Raw genomic sequence first — 13,466 nt, 5'->3', positions numbered from 1 at the left:
GGTACGTCGATCCATGAGGTCACGCGCGCGATCCAGCTGTATGACTTCAACGCCGGTGCCGATGGCGATGATGCAGGTGATGCATCGGAGCCTGCGTCGGAAGCTACGCCGGAGGATGGCACCGGCGACGCTACTCACGGCGCTGAGTAACTGCGGGTGCTGTGATGACTGGTGGCACAGAAGAGCTGTTTCCCGTTGAACGCAGTGTTCGCACACCTGCGTCACGTCGTGCGGTGCTGACACGGCCAGTTATCACTGAGTCCACGCGCGAGCGGTTTTGGAGCCGGGTAGTGAAGACCGATACGTGTTGGTTGTGGACCGGCGCGATCTCGTCGCCGGATGGCTACGGGCGCATGGCGATCCATCACGATGGTCGCCAGCGCTCGGTGGCGACGCACCGGCTGGCACTGTGGATGGCGGATTCGGAACTGGGCACGGAGTTCGTCGCTGAGCATCATTGCAACGAACCACTGTGCGTGCGCGTGGATCACGCGCACGTGCACGTGTCGAACCAATCAGACAACCTGCGGTACGCCGTGCAGTGTGGCCGCGCCAGCGGGCCACGACCTACCGTGAATTCCGCGCAGCGCGTCGCACGGTCTCGGGCTGTGCGTGACGTGGCGCGAACCGGGTTTACCCGTGAGCGCTACGACGCGGTGCTACGCCGGTTTGCTGCGCATGCTCAACAGGTCGACCAGTTGAGTCTGTTCGACCTGACAGGCGAGCTGTAGCTCGTTGGTTCAGTATGCAGCCGGGGGCGTTGGCGGTGCCGTGGTCGGCTGCGGAGCGTGTGGGCTATCTGTGACGGCTGGCGGGTCTGATACATCGTCTACATCGTCGGCGAACTGTTCGGCGAAGATGCCGAACAGGTAGCCGAACACTAAGAGTCCGAACCAGCCGATAGACCAACACAACACAGCAAAGAAGGCACGGACACATTTGGCGACAATGCTTTCATTCGAGGCGGCGACCGCTAGGACGATCAGTACGGTGACGATGATCCACAGCGTGTTCCAAAACGAACTGTTGGTGAGAAACGACTTGTTCGCTTCGGCCAGGATGATCGGCACGTCGGTGTGGCTAGTCATGCTTCCCCCTGTCGTTGTCGGTACCGGATGGGCAGGAAGTAGTGACCGTTGTCGGTGTACTCCTTCCGGGTCGGGTCGATCTCTAGTCCGGCTGCGCGTAGCAACGCGCGGTAGCCGCGCCGTTTGGCGGGTTGCTCGTCCCGGTTGTCGATGCGCAACCGGGCGACCGCCATCGTCGCGTCACCAAGTTGCCGGTGCAGCTCGATACTGGTGGGTTGGCGCTTACGATCCATGCGTGCCCAGTGAACGGTAGGCCGGAAAGAGACGCGCGTGTCGGCAAGAGTGCGTATAAGTTCGGGGTCGGCGACTGGCTCGTTGTCGAGCCAGTCGCGTCCCTTGTTCAGCTCCTCGGCAAGGTGCTGGGCGTAGTGATTGATCGCGGCGGTGACGAATGCGCCCTTGTCTACCAAGGCGACGGTCTGTTGAAGGCCGGCGCGCGCGGCGTTCATGCGTCGGTTGGCTTCCTCGCTGATCCGTAACTGAACCAGCACGCTTGCCTCGGCGGTCATTAGTTAGTCTCCTAGTCCAGCGTCGGTGGTTTTGCTGATGGTGTTGTTGATGTCCGGCATGGTGGTGCCGTCGGTGATCCCGGTTCCCACTCGTGGTGTGGCGTTGGGTGCAGACATAACTTCATAGCCCGGTGGCGGGGTTGTCACTGTGATGTGTTGATCGTGAAACGACTGTCCGGGGTGTTCGACGCGGAACTGGGTCATTTGGTGGAATAGCTCGGCGGACGTGGCGTTGTCACGGATGCCTTGGGTCTTTTGGAGCGTTCCGCCCACGCCTTCGTCGATTGTCGTTACGCCGGGGCGTAACGCATCGGCGAGAAAGCGTGAGTCGGTAGTGGCTGCTGCAATGTAGCGGGCAGCGTGGACCTCGTTGGCATTGACTACTGTCCAGTCAATTGACCAGCCAGCGTCGCGCATCATTTGGTCGAAAAAGTACCGTTGCGTGCGCGAGTTGCCGTCGCGGAAGGGGTGGACGATGGTGAGTTCACCCCAGTGGTCGGCCACCGTGGCTATCGCCTCGTCCATGTTGGTGCGTGACGGCGGGTTTTTGTCAATGTTTTTCATCACGGTGGCCAGCATGTCCGGGACGTATGCTGCGCGACACATCGGCATCCCCATTGCGCCGACTTCCTCGGTACGGAGGTCCCCACCCCACGGATATATGTCCTGAAGTAGGTAGCGGTGAACCTCAGACAGGTCATCGGCGGTGAAGCTGGTCAATGGTGCCCCATCTTCCAGCTCAGCCAACCGGCGCGTTGCAAACTCTGCCGCGGCCTCTTCGAGTTCACCTGCATCAGTGATGTCAAAACTATTGACTGGCGCTTGGGTGCTCTTGTGTGCCATTACCGTGTGCCTTTCGCCTTGGCAATACGTTGGCGGAGGACTTCGGCGCGTTCGCTGTTGCCGTAGCCGCGTCGTTCCATCACTTCCAGTACAGCTTCGTCACCGGTGATTTCTCCTCGGAAGATACGCCGGACATCCTCTTCATCTCGGGTTGTCATGGTGTATCCAGCCATCGTCATGGAGGCGCGGACGGCAGCAGCCTTCTGATCTTCGGTGCGGTTGTCGGTAGTCATAGTCTTTACTCCTCTAGGTCGGTGATGGTGGGGTTGTTCAGCGCGTCTGCGAGTCCTTTTCGACGCTTCCACGCTTCACGTTGCTCGGTGCCTTTTTGCACCATGATCGCAAATAGGTCTTGCTCAGGTGCTTCTCGGGCAGCCTGGGCAAGGGCGGTGGTCATGTGGGTGTACTGGCGACGGTAGGACTCTGCGAGTACTTGGTCGGCGTAGAACGCCGCTTGGACAGGCAGTGCTTGCAAGCTCAGGATCGCCACAAGTAGTGGCTCGTGGTGGCCGTCCGGCCAGCCTCGGTGGTCGCGGTGCGCGTCGATGCGTCCTGCGAGCGCGGCGGGCGTTATCAGCTTTCCCTCCTCGGTTTGGCGCTGCATCAGCTCGAACAGTCGCCCGTGTGCGGGGCGGCGGAAGTCGTGTGGGCTGAGGTAGTTCAGGATGGTTGCCATGTCCCCGGTTGCTGGGCCTTCCACCCACATCAAAGAGCACAGCAGCAGTGCTTCTGGATCTAGTCGTGCTTCGTAGTCGGCAATGTGGTCACCGGCAGCGCGACTGTCGATCTGCTCGACTGGCGCGATGTTGGGTTGGGCGGTCATGGCTCGTCTCCCTTGTGATGTGGTGGTTAGGCAGTGAGTCGGTCGTACCGGAAGCCGGAGAAGGTTTCCCCGTTGTCATCGACCACGACAGGCAGCTCGGTGAATCCCTGCTCACGCAGTTCCTCGGCGTGGTCAGCCGCGTCCAGCAGCACGTAGTCCTTGTTCTGGCGATCCAGCACCTTGACGGTGCGCTTGCAGGCAGTGCATCCAGGGCGAGAGTAAATGGTGTACATGGTGATGTCCTTCCGTGGTGTTGTACTTACTATTCTACACCCGTAGGCAATACGGCGCAATGCTTGCGGGGTAAAGAAAAGGTAAATTTTTACTTGTCTACCTGGGGTATTGGGAATCAACGACAGCGTTAGGGGCTGCATATCGGTGACCGGCTACCCCGGCCTCCCTCCTCCTCGTTTTTTGCCCGAGAAGGCACGAAGTGCCGATTAGTGAGCCTGACCGGAGTGCAAGCCCTGGAACCGCCAGGAAGAGAAAAGTTTTCCCGCGAAATAAGCGAGCGGAACGCGAGCGCGTGGGAAAAGTTTTCGGAAGGAATGGCGGCGACCCGAAGGGGAGCAGGGCTTGCGCGCAGGGAAGCGAACGTACAATCGCCGTAGGCTTCTCGGGCAAAAAACGAGGTCACACCGCGCGAAGCGCGGAGTGACCCACAGCATCAGCCGATAGGCTGATTCCGCTTGTGCCCGCTCGCCGGAACGGCGTATAGGGCACGATGCTTTTACGAGCAGTGGCGGGGTTGGGAGCCGACAAGCGGCCTGCTATCACAAGCAGGCCGTGCAGGCGGAGCACAACCCCGCCACTTCCTTTTCTCATGTGCCCGTTTAACCATCCCACCCCTTGTTTCAAGGGGTGGGATGCGGGCACGTCAAAACAAGCAGGTGAGGTGTTGTGGACTGTCAAGCGATCTGCTATCACCAAGCAGACCGCGCAGCACAAGCCACAACACCCCACCTTCCGAGTGCAACGGTGAGGCTATTGCTTACCGTTTCGGAAACTGTAGACGAAAACCTGGCTCTATGACCGTGACTTTCGCATCACCGATCTGGCACTGCCCTTCTACGGCCAGGTCGACTAAGTGCCCGTATCGGGACAGTGTGGCCTCGTAGATTTCGTGCGCTTCAAGGTCATCCACCATCGTAGGTAGCCCCTGGTGACCGTTGAGCCGCAGAGTGGATGTGATGTGATGTCTCGCGTCACTGAGTCCAGTGTTAAGTTCTTGGTCTAAACGCTGGACGATAGCGTCAAGGGCAATCATTTCTTTTCGTCTCCCGTTCTTCTTGGTCGGTAGTTGTCTTTCATGGCTCGCAGGACCGTTGCTCTACTCACCTTGAATCGTCGGGCGACTTCCGCTTTCGGGACTCCCAACTCCACCAGTTCGCGCACTCGTACTACTTCATCTTCGCTTAAAACTCCGGGGCGAGCGCTGTAGACTCCGCGTTCTTTGGCGCGGGCGATTCCTTCGGCCTGTCGTTCACGGATGATGGCGCGTTCAAATTCTGCGACTGTCCCGAGCAGGCCGAGCATGAGTTTGGCGATGGGTGTTGAGTGCAGTGAGTAGATCTGTCCTTCTTTGAGGAAGCGTACCGATACCCCGCGAGTGGTCAATTCATCGACGATGGCGTGTAGGTCGGCAACCGAGCGGGCTAAACGGTCCATTGATACGACGATTAGCTGGTCGCCGGAGCGCACATACCGCAATGCTTCTTCCAATTTCGGGCGTTTCCGAGTGGAGCCGGTCATGCGGTCTTCATACAGCGCGTAAACCCCTTCCTTGCGGAGCAGTTCTTTTTGCCGGGCAAGGTTCTGATCTTTAGAGCTGACGCGCGCGTAGCCAACTTTCTGCCCGTAGACTGCATCAGGCTGTTCAAATAGGTCTAGAGGTAAGCACGGTTCTGTTTCAGAAGCCATAAACCCACCCTAATGGAACACTCAATGTGCTGCCGACCAAGCGTGCAAAAGGGTATACCCAAATGAACACCCCACACTAGATACCGTGCACCGTATTACTGCCAGCGGTATTACGGGGCGCGGTAATACGGGTAGTGGTAATACCTTGCGCGGTGTTGCGGTGGTAGGTAATATAGATAGCGGTAATACCGCCCGCCGTAATACCGCTCAGGGTAAAGCGGCACGCAGTATTACCAGTAGCGGTACTACTACCGATTCACGCAAGGAGACAGTATGAAAATCGCTATCGCTCAGACGAAGGGCGGCTGTGGCAAGACCACCACCGCTGCCTATCTAGCGCTCGCCGCAGCTCAGCGGGGTTACCGTGTGGAAGCCTGGGATGCCGACAGTCAGGGTTCCCTGTCTGATTGGAGCATGGCGGCAGACGAAGTGGGGGAGACGTTGCCGTTTCAGGTGCTCCCAGCGAACGCAGCAACAATCAGAAAACCATCGCATGCAGACTTCGTGTTCATTGATACCCCCCCTGGCGATCCAGCCGTTATTCAAGCAGCCATCGACGCTTCCGATCTCGTGATTGTTCCCACTAACGCAGCGCCGATGGATGTACAGCGAGTATGGCAGACACTGGAAGCAAGCGATCATAAGCGAACAGCGGTCCTTGTCGTGGCAGCAGAGCTGAACACAACGTTGCTGCGCGACACGATTGACGCTCTTAGCAGTGAGGGCGTGTTCGTATGCAAGTCGGTGATCCCTAAACGCCAGCAGATCAGGAAGGCGTTTGGTTCACGACCGGAAAAGCTGCACGGCTACGATGATGTACTCAGCGAACTTTTGGAGGCTACCAATGACTGATAACTCGAAGCGCAATCTCCGCCCTCGTCAGAAAAGCGGAACACCAACCAAGACAGTTGGGGAGACGTTTCGCGCGGAAACAACGGCCCCCAAGGTAGAGCGCACGAAAACCTCGCTGGCACTCAACCAAGAAAAGTACGACCAGCTACGCATCTACTCGGTAACACAGCGAGTTCCGCTCCGCGACATTTTCGATGAAGCGATGGATCTGTACCTGGCTAGGTATGTGCATGAAACCGCGCACGGTAATACCGCCCACGGTAAGACGGACGGCGGTAATACCACGGACGGGAGGGCGGTAGACGATACGCCCACTGAGACGGCCTAAGTCCTGTACAGTCGAGACAGTCAGTGAGGCAGCTTCGCTGATGCGGTAGGAACACCCCGTTACGGCGGGGCTATGCCGATGTGTTTAGAAGTGAGAAGAACGCTCCGGGCCACGATGATCTTTCCTATGGATCGCTGTGGCCCGGAGTGTTTTGTCTTGCGCACTACGTGGTTTTCCCCTGTATACTGAGTGGTGTCAGCGCCCCTGTGTCGCTGAAAAGAAGGAAACCCCCGCAGTGTCGTTACCACTACGAGGGTTTCGGGAGGCTTATCCTCCCAAGATCGAGATTGCCACGTCGATCAACTTAATGATCTTCGTGACTAACTCGATTACCGCAGAAGCGCAATTAAGGCTCCTGGTCACGATCCCACTTTTAGTTCTTGGGTCGTGGCCGGGAGTTTTTTCGTCACTCCTGCGGGGTGCACATCTGTTAAACATGACGTACCTCCTTCGCGATGTGCGCGGCCCACACGTCATACAAAATGGCGTGTGCACCGCCGCGACGCGGCAGAAGCACACGCCATCGACGAGGGAGTCATCGTTACCGCCATCAGGCGGCAGCGACAAACCGCTTATCATCGTATCGCGTACTACCCGGTTTTCTTAGGGATGGTGCCGCTACGGTTGGTGGCATGGATTTTCTTCACCGTGTTCGTGCTGCACTCTTCGATTCCGGCGAGCCAGCGTTCGCCGTCGTGGATACGGAGACAACCGGCCTGGGTAAAACAGCTCGCATCGTTGAGTTGGGTGTCGTGGTGCTGAACTCGCAGTTTGAGGAAGTCTCACGCTGGGGCACACTAGTGAACCCGGAGTGCAGGATTCCCAACTCGAAGATTCACGGCATTACTACCGATATGGTGCGTGATGCACCAACGTTCCGGCAGGTCTGTGAGGAGCTTTTTAACGTGCTTAATGGCCGGATTCTGCTGGCGCATAACGCAAACTTTGACGCGGGCATGCTGGTCAATGAATGTAATCGGCTTGCTGGGGACGAGGAGTTTTTCTTCCCCTTCGTAGACACCATTGCGTTAGCTAAGCAGCTAACGACGGGGCCGTATCGGCTTGAAGCGTTAGCGAAGAAGTGTGGGGTGCATAACCCAAATGCGCACGCGGCGGTGGATGATGCGGCGACCACGGCGGCGGTGATGCGCGCACTGATGGGTAGGAAGGTTGGTGAAGCGTCTCGGCGGCTACGTGACGGTGGAGTACCGTTTCGCAGACCCGATACGCGCCAGTGGGGGCTTAGCTACGCTCCGACGGCCCCTCGGTAGCCTCCGACGAAGTTTCGGGTGTGTCGCCGGTGCGCCAGACCTGAATCTTCGGGCGGTGGTCGATGGGCGCGTCCGCGTTGCCGGCGGTGTGCGGGGCAATGAAAATCGGTTTACGGAACGCACGGTTTCTGCCCCATGCTTGCTGTCGCCAGTGCCCGCGTACCCACCAGCGTGACGTTGCTTTCCTGCCCGTGCCACGCGCTGACCGAGCTGGGGGAGGGGAGGATAGCTTGCGTACCGATACGCGCACGGGGGTTTTCACGGTGCGTCCGCCGCGTTGTTGGCGAACATTCATTGTCACGGGTTCTTCGGTGACCATTTTCGGCTGAGACATCAGTAGCCATATTGAGCCGACAAGTGCTTGCATGCTCGTCGCGGCCTTGTTGAACGCTTCGTCATCGGAGGTCGCGGCAGCGTGCAACACGACGCTTGTATCGTCGATGATGTCGTGCATCGACAGGGAGATAACTAGCAGCTCTTCGAGATCAAGACTGGTGCGTATGGGGGACCGGATTTCGGTGGGAACATCCGGGTGCCATGCCCATGCGGTGATGCGCACGGTGGAGCCGGTCACGCGCCAGCCGATAGCTCGGACGGGTACGGGGCGTACCTCGTCGGCATACGCTGATTCGTAGGGCGCGGTGAGGATCGGCTTTTCAAAGGCAATGAGGCCACTAGGCCCTGGCGTGCAGGAGGCTGGTGTCCAGGTAGGCACATCAGCCCACATGTCCGACAGCATTGCACACATGTCGCTATCTAGCCACGACAGGGGCGGGTTTTCCAGGAAGGCCGCAGTTACGTTCATCTGCTCGTAGAGGCGGGGCGCGTCTGGCGTGGCTTGCTGTTGCCAGAACTCGGCAAGGGTTCGATAGCCCATACTGGCTCGTTCAACGATGAACGGAAGGTCATGGGGTGTCCAGGGCATAGTGTTTAGGCCTCGTCCCTGATCTGGTACACGCGGCTGCGTGTCATGCCAGTGATTCGGCAGATATCTACTACTCGTGCGCCTGCTGCGAGCGCTGCACGTACTGCTACCATGCGCTGCTGCTCTGCGGTCTGGAAGTCGCTGTGCGCCTGGTCGTAGGCGCGTGCTGCGTCCTCTAGGTCTGCGAGCTGCCGGTCACCGAGGTCACCTGCGCGCTGTGCTTCCCGGCAGGACTCCATAAGAAAGGCCGCGTCGTCGTCGCTGATCTCGTCAGGGTTGATGGTGTCGTCGGTTTCGTGGGCGATCTGGTCGATGTAGGTCTCTAGGGAGTCGCGGGCAGCATCATCTGTGATGTCTAGCGCGCTGGCGACCAGTCGAGTGAGAGTGTCTAGGTCGGTCATGATGGGTTCTCCTCTGTTTTACCGGTTATCCGATCTTGCTATAGCCTCGCCTGTGCTTGCAGGCGGAGGAGAATGTCACTCGCGGCGGATGCCACATAGGACTCCCAGCTCCCGCAATCGTCCAACTCCTCACCTACAAACGTGCGCCGTTTGCGATCCCAGATGATTTCGGTGCTGTGGCCGTTTTCATGGGAGACAACCAGGGTTAGCTGGTTACTATCGCTATCGCGTTCAAGCGATAGGCCGTAAAAGCCTTGGCCTTCAAGGCTGTGGTACAGCCCTTCGATTTGATCGTCAGACATATCGCACTCGTCTAGCCATGCGAGAATGTCCTTGTATAAGCCTTGGATTGCTTGCTCGATGTCGCGCGGTTCGCCGGCGTCTCCCTGGTCGGTAGCCCACCCAGTCGGCTCCTCTGTATCGTTGTCGGCGTAGGTAAGCCAGCAGTTCATTGTTTCCCCGTCGGCGCGAGTGATCTCGGCTGTCTCTGCGGATAGCGGCGGCACGTCACATGCCTCTAGTGCGGCGTGGTAGTCGAGAGTGCGAGCTACATCGTATGCGGTGACTTCATTGAGGCCGCAGTTTGCCAGTAGGTAGTTGAGTTCCTTGTTAGTGCTCATGATGTGTTCCTTGTATGGGTGTTGATTAGGTACCTTCAAAAGTTGTTTGATTTTGCCCCGCAGTGTGGCGGGGCAGGGGGTGGTTTAGAGGGCGTTGGCTTCGACGACTGCCCAGAAGTCCACATCCTCGTCGAGGTGGTAGCGGTAGCTGCTGCCCTCGCCGGTGGTGGTGAGTACTTCGTCGGCGATTGCGTCGATGTCGTGCTCGTCGGCGTATTCGCCGAGGGCGAGGGTGATCTCGTAGTGGATGGCATCGTCGCGGGTGGTGTAGAGGTTCATTTTGGGGTTCCTTTCGGCTTTTGGTCTTTCCTTTTTCCCTACACCTTGAGTATATATCAAGGCGATAGATACTGTCAAGCGGGTAGACAAATATCTTGTGAATTCGCCTTTTCGCTAGAGAGGCGGTTAGATGCTTCTTCTGCTCTTTTCGACGGCGTAGTACACACTGCGCCTAGATAGGCCGGTAATCGCCATTACGTCGCGGAGTGCGATGCCGTGGGCGATGGCGTTACGGATGGCGTGCATACGGTCGGCTTGGGCGGCTGCGAGTTCCGCTTCGGCACGCTTCACGCGGGCGGTGGTGTGTTCGAGCGCGCGGTGAGGATCGGGGTTCATAGCAGGTGTCCCTTCGGGTGGTGTTGTGCCCGATGCTAGTTGCCGAGAACAAGCAGTGTGCAATGGATTGCACACTGCTTGTGGCAACTGAGGGCTATTCACCCCACACGGAGTGTGTGTACGTACCTGTCGCTTTTTCTTCTCCGCTTTTTCGGTCTGTCGTAGGTGCGGTGATGGGTGCTCTCGGGGAACGTAATGAATCAACCGCAAGAGCTTCCTTGGCACCTGACTACAGTGAGTAAGAATTTTCTAGGCAAGCGGATCTTTGATCCGCGCGGCAGCACAACTGAGCGAAGCGAAGGCGGGAGTTCATCGGGAGCTAGTCGCTTATGGCACTAGAGCGATGGTGTACACCACCTGCCCTTAGTGCCATATCTGCATATTGTTATATGCGACCTGGGCTTTTAGGAGTAACCGCAGGTCAAACCCTGAGGATAACTTCAACACCGGTGAGACGTAAAAGGATGCGACCGCCAGCGGAGCAGCCAAAAGGGGGAGGCGCTCAACGCGGCAGTCGCAGGTGAAGGAGACTACGGGGATCACCCTCCTCACGATCAAAACCTACAACACCCCAACCACCTACGCCCGGTGTCCTAGGCAGAAAAGATCCGAAGCAGACAGCCGTCACCTTCAAGGTGTGTGAGGGGATAAGGGATTGACTGCCCCTAACGGGGCAGGGGAACCGTGTATTGCTTACGGCCTGACACATTTATTTCATCCCCCTCTTTCGTCCTCGCGGGAGGGAGATTCCGGCCTTCTTGAGCGCTCTACTCACCGTAGGACGCGACACACCGAACTCTTCCATGGCATCAGAGATCGATGGGTAAGAGCCTGTCTGGAGCATGGTGTCATCGAAGTAGTTAGCGATCCTTCTCGCGGTGACACGCCCCCCTGTTGCGCGCTGCAGGTTCGCCTTGGCGAGTTTTTCAGTCTCTGCTTTGGCGTAGTCGCTGTTGCGGTCGTTCCATCGTTCTGCAGCTTTCTGACCGCCTTTGCGCCCCATGGTGGCCAGCGCTTTGCGCTCGCGGGCTGTGGCGCTTCCAGCGCCTCCTACGGACGTTCCTGAACTACTAGAGCGTTTATTGCCGAGGACATAACCACGCACGCGACGAGCCATCGTCAAACGATCCCGCATGGGAGGCAGCTCTGGTTCGCGGTGATCGGCTCCAACAGCTTGGGCGACGTTGTAGGCGCGTTCGTATGCGTCGATGATCTTTGCATCCGTCATCCGCTCCCCTGCTTCGCGGAGACGGTGACCAGTGGCCAGTGCGTGGCGGAACGCTGTCTCGTCGCGGGCTGCACGCCCCTCGGTGATCCATAGGACTTTCACACCGTCGATACGGTCACCGTCCAAGGCTTCAGCGTTGGGCAAATCGTTTTCCAGCGAGGACAGAATGTCGCGGGCTTGCTGTGCTTGTTCACGGCGACTGCGCACAGCGTTAATCAACTCCCGTCCGCTAGAGAAGTTCTGTTTCGCTGGCGTTGAACGCTCTGGTACTGGTTGTCCAGTCAAAGTCCTCACCTCGTCGCGTAGATGGGCTAGCCGGTCGATCCTATGGTGCTGGACGTGCCACCGATACGCGGTGGGGTCATCCCCGTTGTAGAACGGCGACCGTGACAGCCGGTGGGCGAAGGCAGCGTCGCCACCGAGGTAGTCGCCCAGCATGGTGGTGACCAGCTTCATGAGGCGTATATTTGCCGAGTCCGCGCGACTGTCGGCGTAGACAGGGTCTATGAGCCAGATTAGTTGGCACTTGCCGTTGATCGGGTTCACGCCAATCCATGCTGGGCTGATGTTCCCCGCAGCCAGCAGCGAAAGCTTGTCGTAGACCTCAGAGTCAATATCTTCAACGTGTCCGCCGGAGTGTCCACGGCGGTCGATGTCGATCACAACAACGCTGGCGCGTTGCTTATGCGTCAAAACGACGTACTGGCACCGGCGCATTGCGTTGGTTTCTACCCGGTAGAGCTTCGGGACGGTGTTGCCGTCGGCATCTTTGATCCACGCGGTTTTAAAATCGCGCGTGACAGCGCCTTGCAGTGTTTTACGGCCTAAGTGGGCAAGAAGGTGCTGCCGGTCAGTCTCGCTGGCTCCAAACGAGCCGAGGACAGTACTACGCCCGCCGAGAGTGCTGGCAATCAGACGTGTAGCGTCCCACGTGGCTGTGGACATGGATGAAGGCACGGTGTGGGGTGTATCGGAAGTGGGCTAGCGGAGTTGTTTCCGCGATGGTCGCATGGTTACAGACGGGGCGCTCTTGTGAAGGGTTACGCCAGCCTTAGTGTCCGTGTCCACACCAACGTCAGGCCATAGGGCACGGATTGTTTCTAGGCACCTGTTGAACTCATTGCGGAAGTTAGCTCGCTGTTCCCAGGTTGTCAGTTCTTTGGGGGAGAACTGGTGTTCCATCTGCTTCCAGGAGAACGTGAAGCTAGGCCGGTTCTGATAATTGAGCCTGGCTTTTTTGACAGTGATCCACACATAGATGTCCATTGCCCGTGGCTTGCCCAGCTTGTGCAGGATGTCGAGATCAATAGGAATCGGAGCGTCAGCTATGAGCTGGAAGAACCTATCAGTGAGTTGGATAGTCGCTTGATCGGGATTGCCTGCGTCAAACCACGGCTCCCATTCGCCAGCGATGGGGTGGTTTACGCCCCGATGAATGTCCACGCGGTCTTTTTTGATACGGCTTTGCACGACAATGGAGGATGAAGCAAGGCGAACCAGCTGCTCGCGGATACGGGTGACAGTGCCACGTGATCCGCCTGTCCCGCGTGCAACAACACCTATGCGCCGGAAGAACTCGTTGAGAGACTCCCCGAGGGGAATCTGACGCGCTTCATCGCTATCCATAAGCCCTTGCTCGACTTGGTGCGCTCGCGCGACGGCAGTGGTGATGATGTAGGCCATGATTAGCCGAGGGTACTTACCGTAAGGCAACCCGTTGGGGGAGCTGATGATGACTTCTTTGCTGCCCTGCGTGATTGCGCGCCGGTACTCGTCGCTTTTGCGGTAGGGGAACAGTGCTTGGACGAAAATCCGGTTCGTGTAGTCGACGGTCTGGCCGTCATCGTCAGGTAGAGCAGGGATGTTGATAGTCATGGCCGTGGTTCTCCTTAATTCTTCTTCGGAGACTTTCCAACCAATGCTGCATTTTGCGCCCCAACGGGGTACACTCAACAACGAAGGCTGAAAAGCCCGTTTTCAACCCCCACTAGAGGTGGCCGCCTCTATGATGTGGGGGTTTTCCCTATCTGTAGGGAATGTGCG

Annotated in this window: 18 protein-coding genes; 4 read left to right on the top strand and 14 right to left on the bottom strand. The window is 58.1% G+C overall.

Annotation, left to right across the window (positions count from 1 at the left end):
• Window positions 1-290 precede the first annotated feature (290 nt).
• On the top strand, window positions 291-731 hold the full coding sequence (locus ACUY2T_RS10050; RefSeq protein WP_448308473.1) for a hypothetical protein: 441 nt from the start codon (window positions 291-293) through the stop codon (window positions 729-731).
• A gap of 9 nt (window positions 732-740) precedes the next feature.
• Here the strand turns inward: ACUY2T_RS10050 and ACUY2T_RS10045 are convergent, their stop codons facing one another.
• From ACUY2T_RS10045 to ACUY2T_RS10015, 7 genes are all read right to left on the bottom strand, one after another.
• Window positions 741-1,088 (bottom strand): hypothetical protein, encoded by a 348-nt coding sequence (locus ACUY2T_RS10045; RefSeq protein ID WP_448308472.1) that lies wholly within the window; start codon window positions 1,086-1,088, stop codon window positions 741-743.
• Entirely contained in the window at window positions 1,085-1,537 is a 453-nt protein-coding gene (locus ACUY2T_RS10040; protein ID WP_448308471.1) for a hypothetical protein, read from the bottom strand. The genes ACUY2T_RS10045 and ACUY2T_RS10040 overlap by 4 nt, the downstream gene beginning before the upstream one ends.
• Before the next feature lie 63 nt (window positions 1,538-1,600).
• Window positions 1,601-2,440: a Fic/DOC family protein gene (locus tag ACUY2T_RS10035; protein WP_448308470.1), complete on the bottom strand. Its 840-nt coding sequence runs from the start codon at window positions 2,438-2,440 to the stop codon at window positions 1,601-1,603.
• The gene (locus tag ACUY2T_RS10030) at window positions 2,440-2,673 is read right to left on the bottom strand and encodes an antitoxin VbhA family protein (protein WP_448308469.1); all 234 of its coding nucleotides are present in this window, start codon (window positions 2,671-2,673) and stop codon (window positions 2,440-2,442) included. The genes ACUY2T_RS10035 and ACUY2T_RS10030 overlap by 1 nt, the downstream gene beginning before the upstream one ends.
• Before the next feature lie 5 nt (window positions 2,674-2,678).
• Window positions 2,679-3,263 carry a DnaB-like helicase N-terminal domain-containing protein gene (locus ACUY2T_RS10025; protein ID WP_448308468.1) on the bottom strand — a complete coding sequence of 195 codons (585 nt, stop codon included), beginning with the start codon at window positions 3,261-3,263 and terminating at the stop codon, window positions 2,679-2,681.
• 26 nt (window positions 3,264-3,289) lie between these two features.
• The gene (locus ACUY2T_RS10020) at window positions 3,290-3,496 is read right to left on the bottom strand and encodes a glutaredoxin domain-containing protein (RefSeq protein ID WP_049050597.1); all 207 of its coding nucleotides are present in this window, start codon (window positions 3,494-3,496) and stop codon (window positions 3,290-3,292) included.
• Window positions 3,497-4,526: 1,030 nt separating this feature from the next.
• Window positions 4,527-5,183: a recombinase family protein gene (locus tag ACUY2T_RS10015; RefSeq protein WP_448308467.1), complete on the bottom strand. Its 657-nt coding sequence runs from the start codon at window positions 5,181-5,183 to the stop codon at window positions 4,527-4,529.
• Window positions 5,184-5,456: 273 nt separating this feature from the next.
• Between ACUY2T_RS10015 and ACUY2T_RS10010 the strand changes: the two genes are divergently transcribed.
• The 3 genes from ACUY2T_RS10010 to ACUY2T_RS10000 all read left to right on the top strand — a co-directional run bounded on the left by ACUY2T_RS10010 (window position 5,457) and on the right by ACUY2T_RS10000 (window position 7,634).
• On the top strand, window positions 5,457-6,035 hold the full coding sequence (locus tag ACUY2T_RS10010) for an AAA family ATPase (protein ID WP_434828853.1): 579 nt from the start codon (window positions 5,457-5,459) through the stop codon (window positions 6,033-6,035).
• Window positions 6,028-6,363: a ribbon-helix-helix domain-containing protein gene (locus ACUY2T_RS10005; protein WP_448308466.1), complete on the top strand. Its 336-nt coding sequence runs from the start codon at window positions 6,028-6,030 to the stop codon at window positions 6,361-6,363. The genes ACUY2T_RS10010 and ACUY2T_RS10005 overlap by 8 nt, the downstream gene beginning before the upstream one ends.
• A gap of 632 nt (window positions 6,364-6,995) precedes the next feature.
• Window positions 6,996-7,634 (top strand): 3'-5' exonuclease, encoded by a 639-nt coding sequence (locus ACUY2T_RS10000; RefSeq protein ID WP_448308465.1) that lies wholly within the window; start codon window positions 6,996-6,998, stop codon window positions 7,632-7,634.
• Here ACUY2T_RS10000 and ACUY2T_RS09995 read toward each other — a convergent pair.
• The 7 genes from ACUY2T_RS09995 to ACUY2T_RS09965 all read right to left on the bottom strand — a co-directional run bounded on the left by ACUY2T_RS09995 (window position 7,606) and on the right by ACUY2T_RS09965 (window position 13,298).
• The gene (locus ACUY2T_RS09995) at window positions 7,606-8,559 is read right to left on the bottom strand and encodes a hypothetical protein (protein ID WP_448308464.1); all 954 of its coding nucleotides are present in this window, start codon (window positions 8,557-8,559) and stop codon (window positions 7,606-7,608) included. The genes ACUY2T_RS10000 and ACUY2T_RS09995 overlap by 29 nt on opposite strands.
• Before the next feature lie 5 nt (window positions 8,560-8,564).
• The gene (locus ACUY2T_RS09990) at window positions 8,565-8,960 is read right to left on the bottom strand and encodes a hypothetical protein (protein WP_448308463.1); all 396 of its coding nucleotides are present in this window, start codon (window positions 8,958-8,960) and stop codon (window positions 8,565-8,567) included.
• A 38-nt stretch (window positions 8,961-8,998) separates the two neighbouring features.
• A complete protein-coding gene (locus tag ACUY2T_RS09985; protein ID WP_448308462.1) occupies window positions 8,999-9,580 on the bottom strand; it encodes a hypothetical protein in 582 nt (193 codons plus the stop codon).
• Window positions 9,581-9,664: 84 nt separating this feature from the next.
• A complete protein-coding gene (locus ACUY2T_RS09980) occupies window positions 9,665-9,859 on the bottom strand; it encodes a hypothetical protein (RefSeq protein WP_434817109.1) in 195 nt (64 codons plus the stop codon).
• Window positions 9,860-9,985: 126 nt separating this feature from the next.
• Window positions 9,986-10,195: a hypothetical protein gene (locus tag ACUY2T_RS09975; protein ID WP_448308461.1), complete on the bottom strand. Its 210-nt coding sequence runs from the start codon at window positions 10,193-10,195 to the stop codon at window positions 9,986-9,988.
• Window positions 10,196-10,904: 709 nt separating this feature from the next.
• Window positions 10,905-12,380: a replication initiation protein gene (locus ACUY2T_RS09970; RefSeq protein WP_448308460.1), complete on the bottom strand. Its 1,476-nt coding sequence runs from the start codon at window positions 12,378-12,380 to the stop codon at window positions 10,905-10,907.
• Between the two features lie 24 nt (window positions 12,381-12,404).
• Window positions 12,405-13,298 carry a replication protein RepA gene (locus ACUY2T_RS09965; protein ID WP_448308459.1) on the bottom strand — a complete coding sequence of 298 codons (894 nt, stop codon included), beginning with the start codon at window positions 13,296-13,298 and terminating at the stop codon, window positions 12,405-12,407.
• Window positions 13,299-13,466: the final 168 nt, after the last annotated feature.

The organism is Corynebacterium sp. 22-2729, from assembly GCF_053479475.1.
The sequence above is the reverse complement of the archived record's forward strand: the minus strand, read 5'-3'. Positions and strand labels throughout refer to the sequence as shown.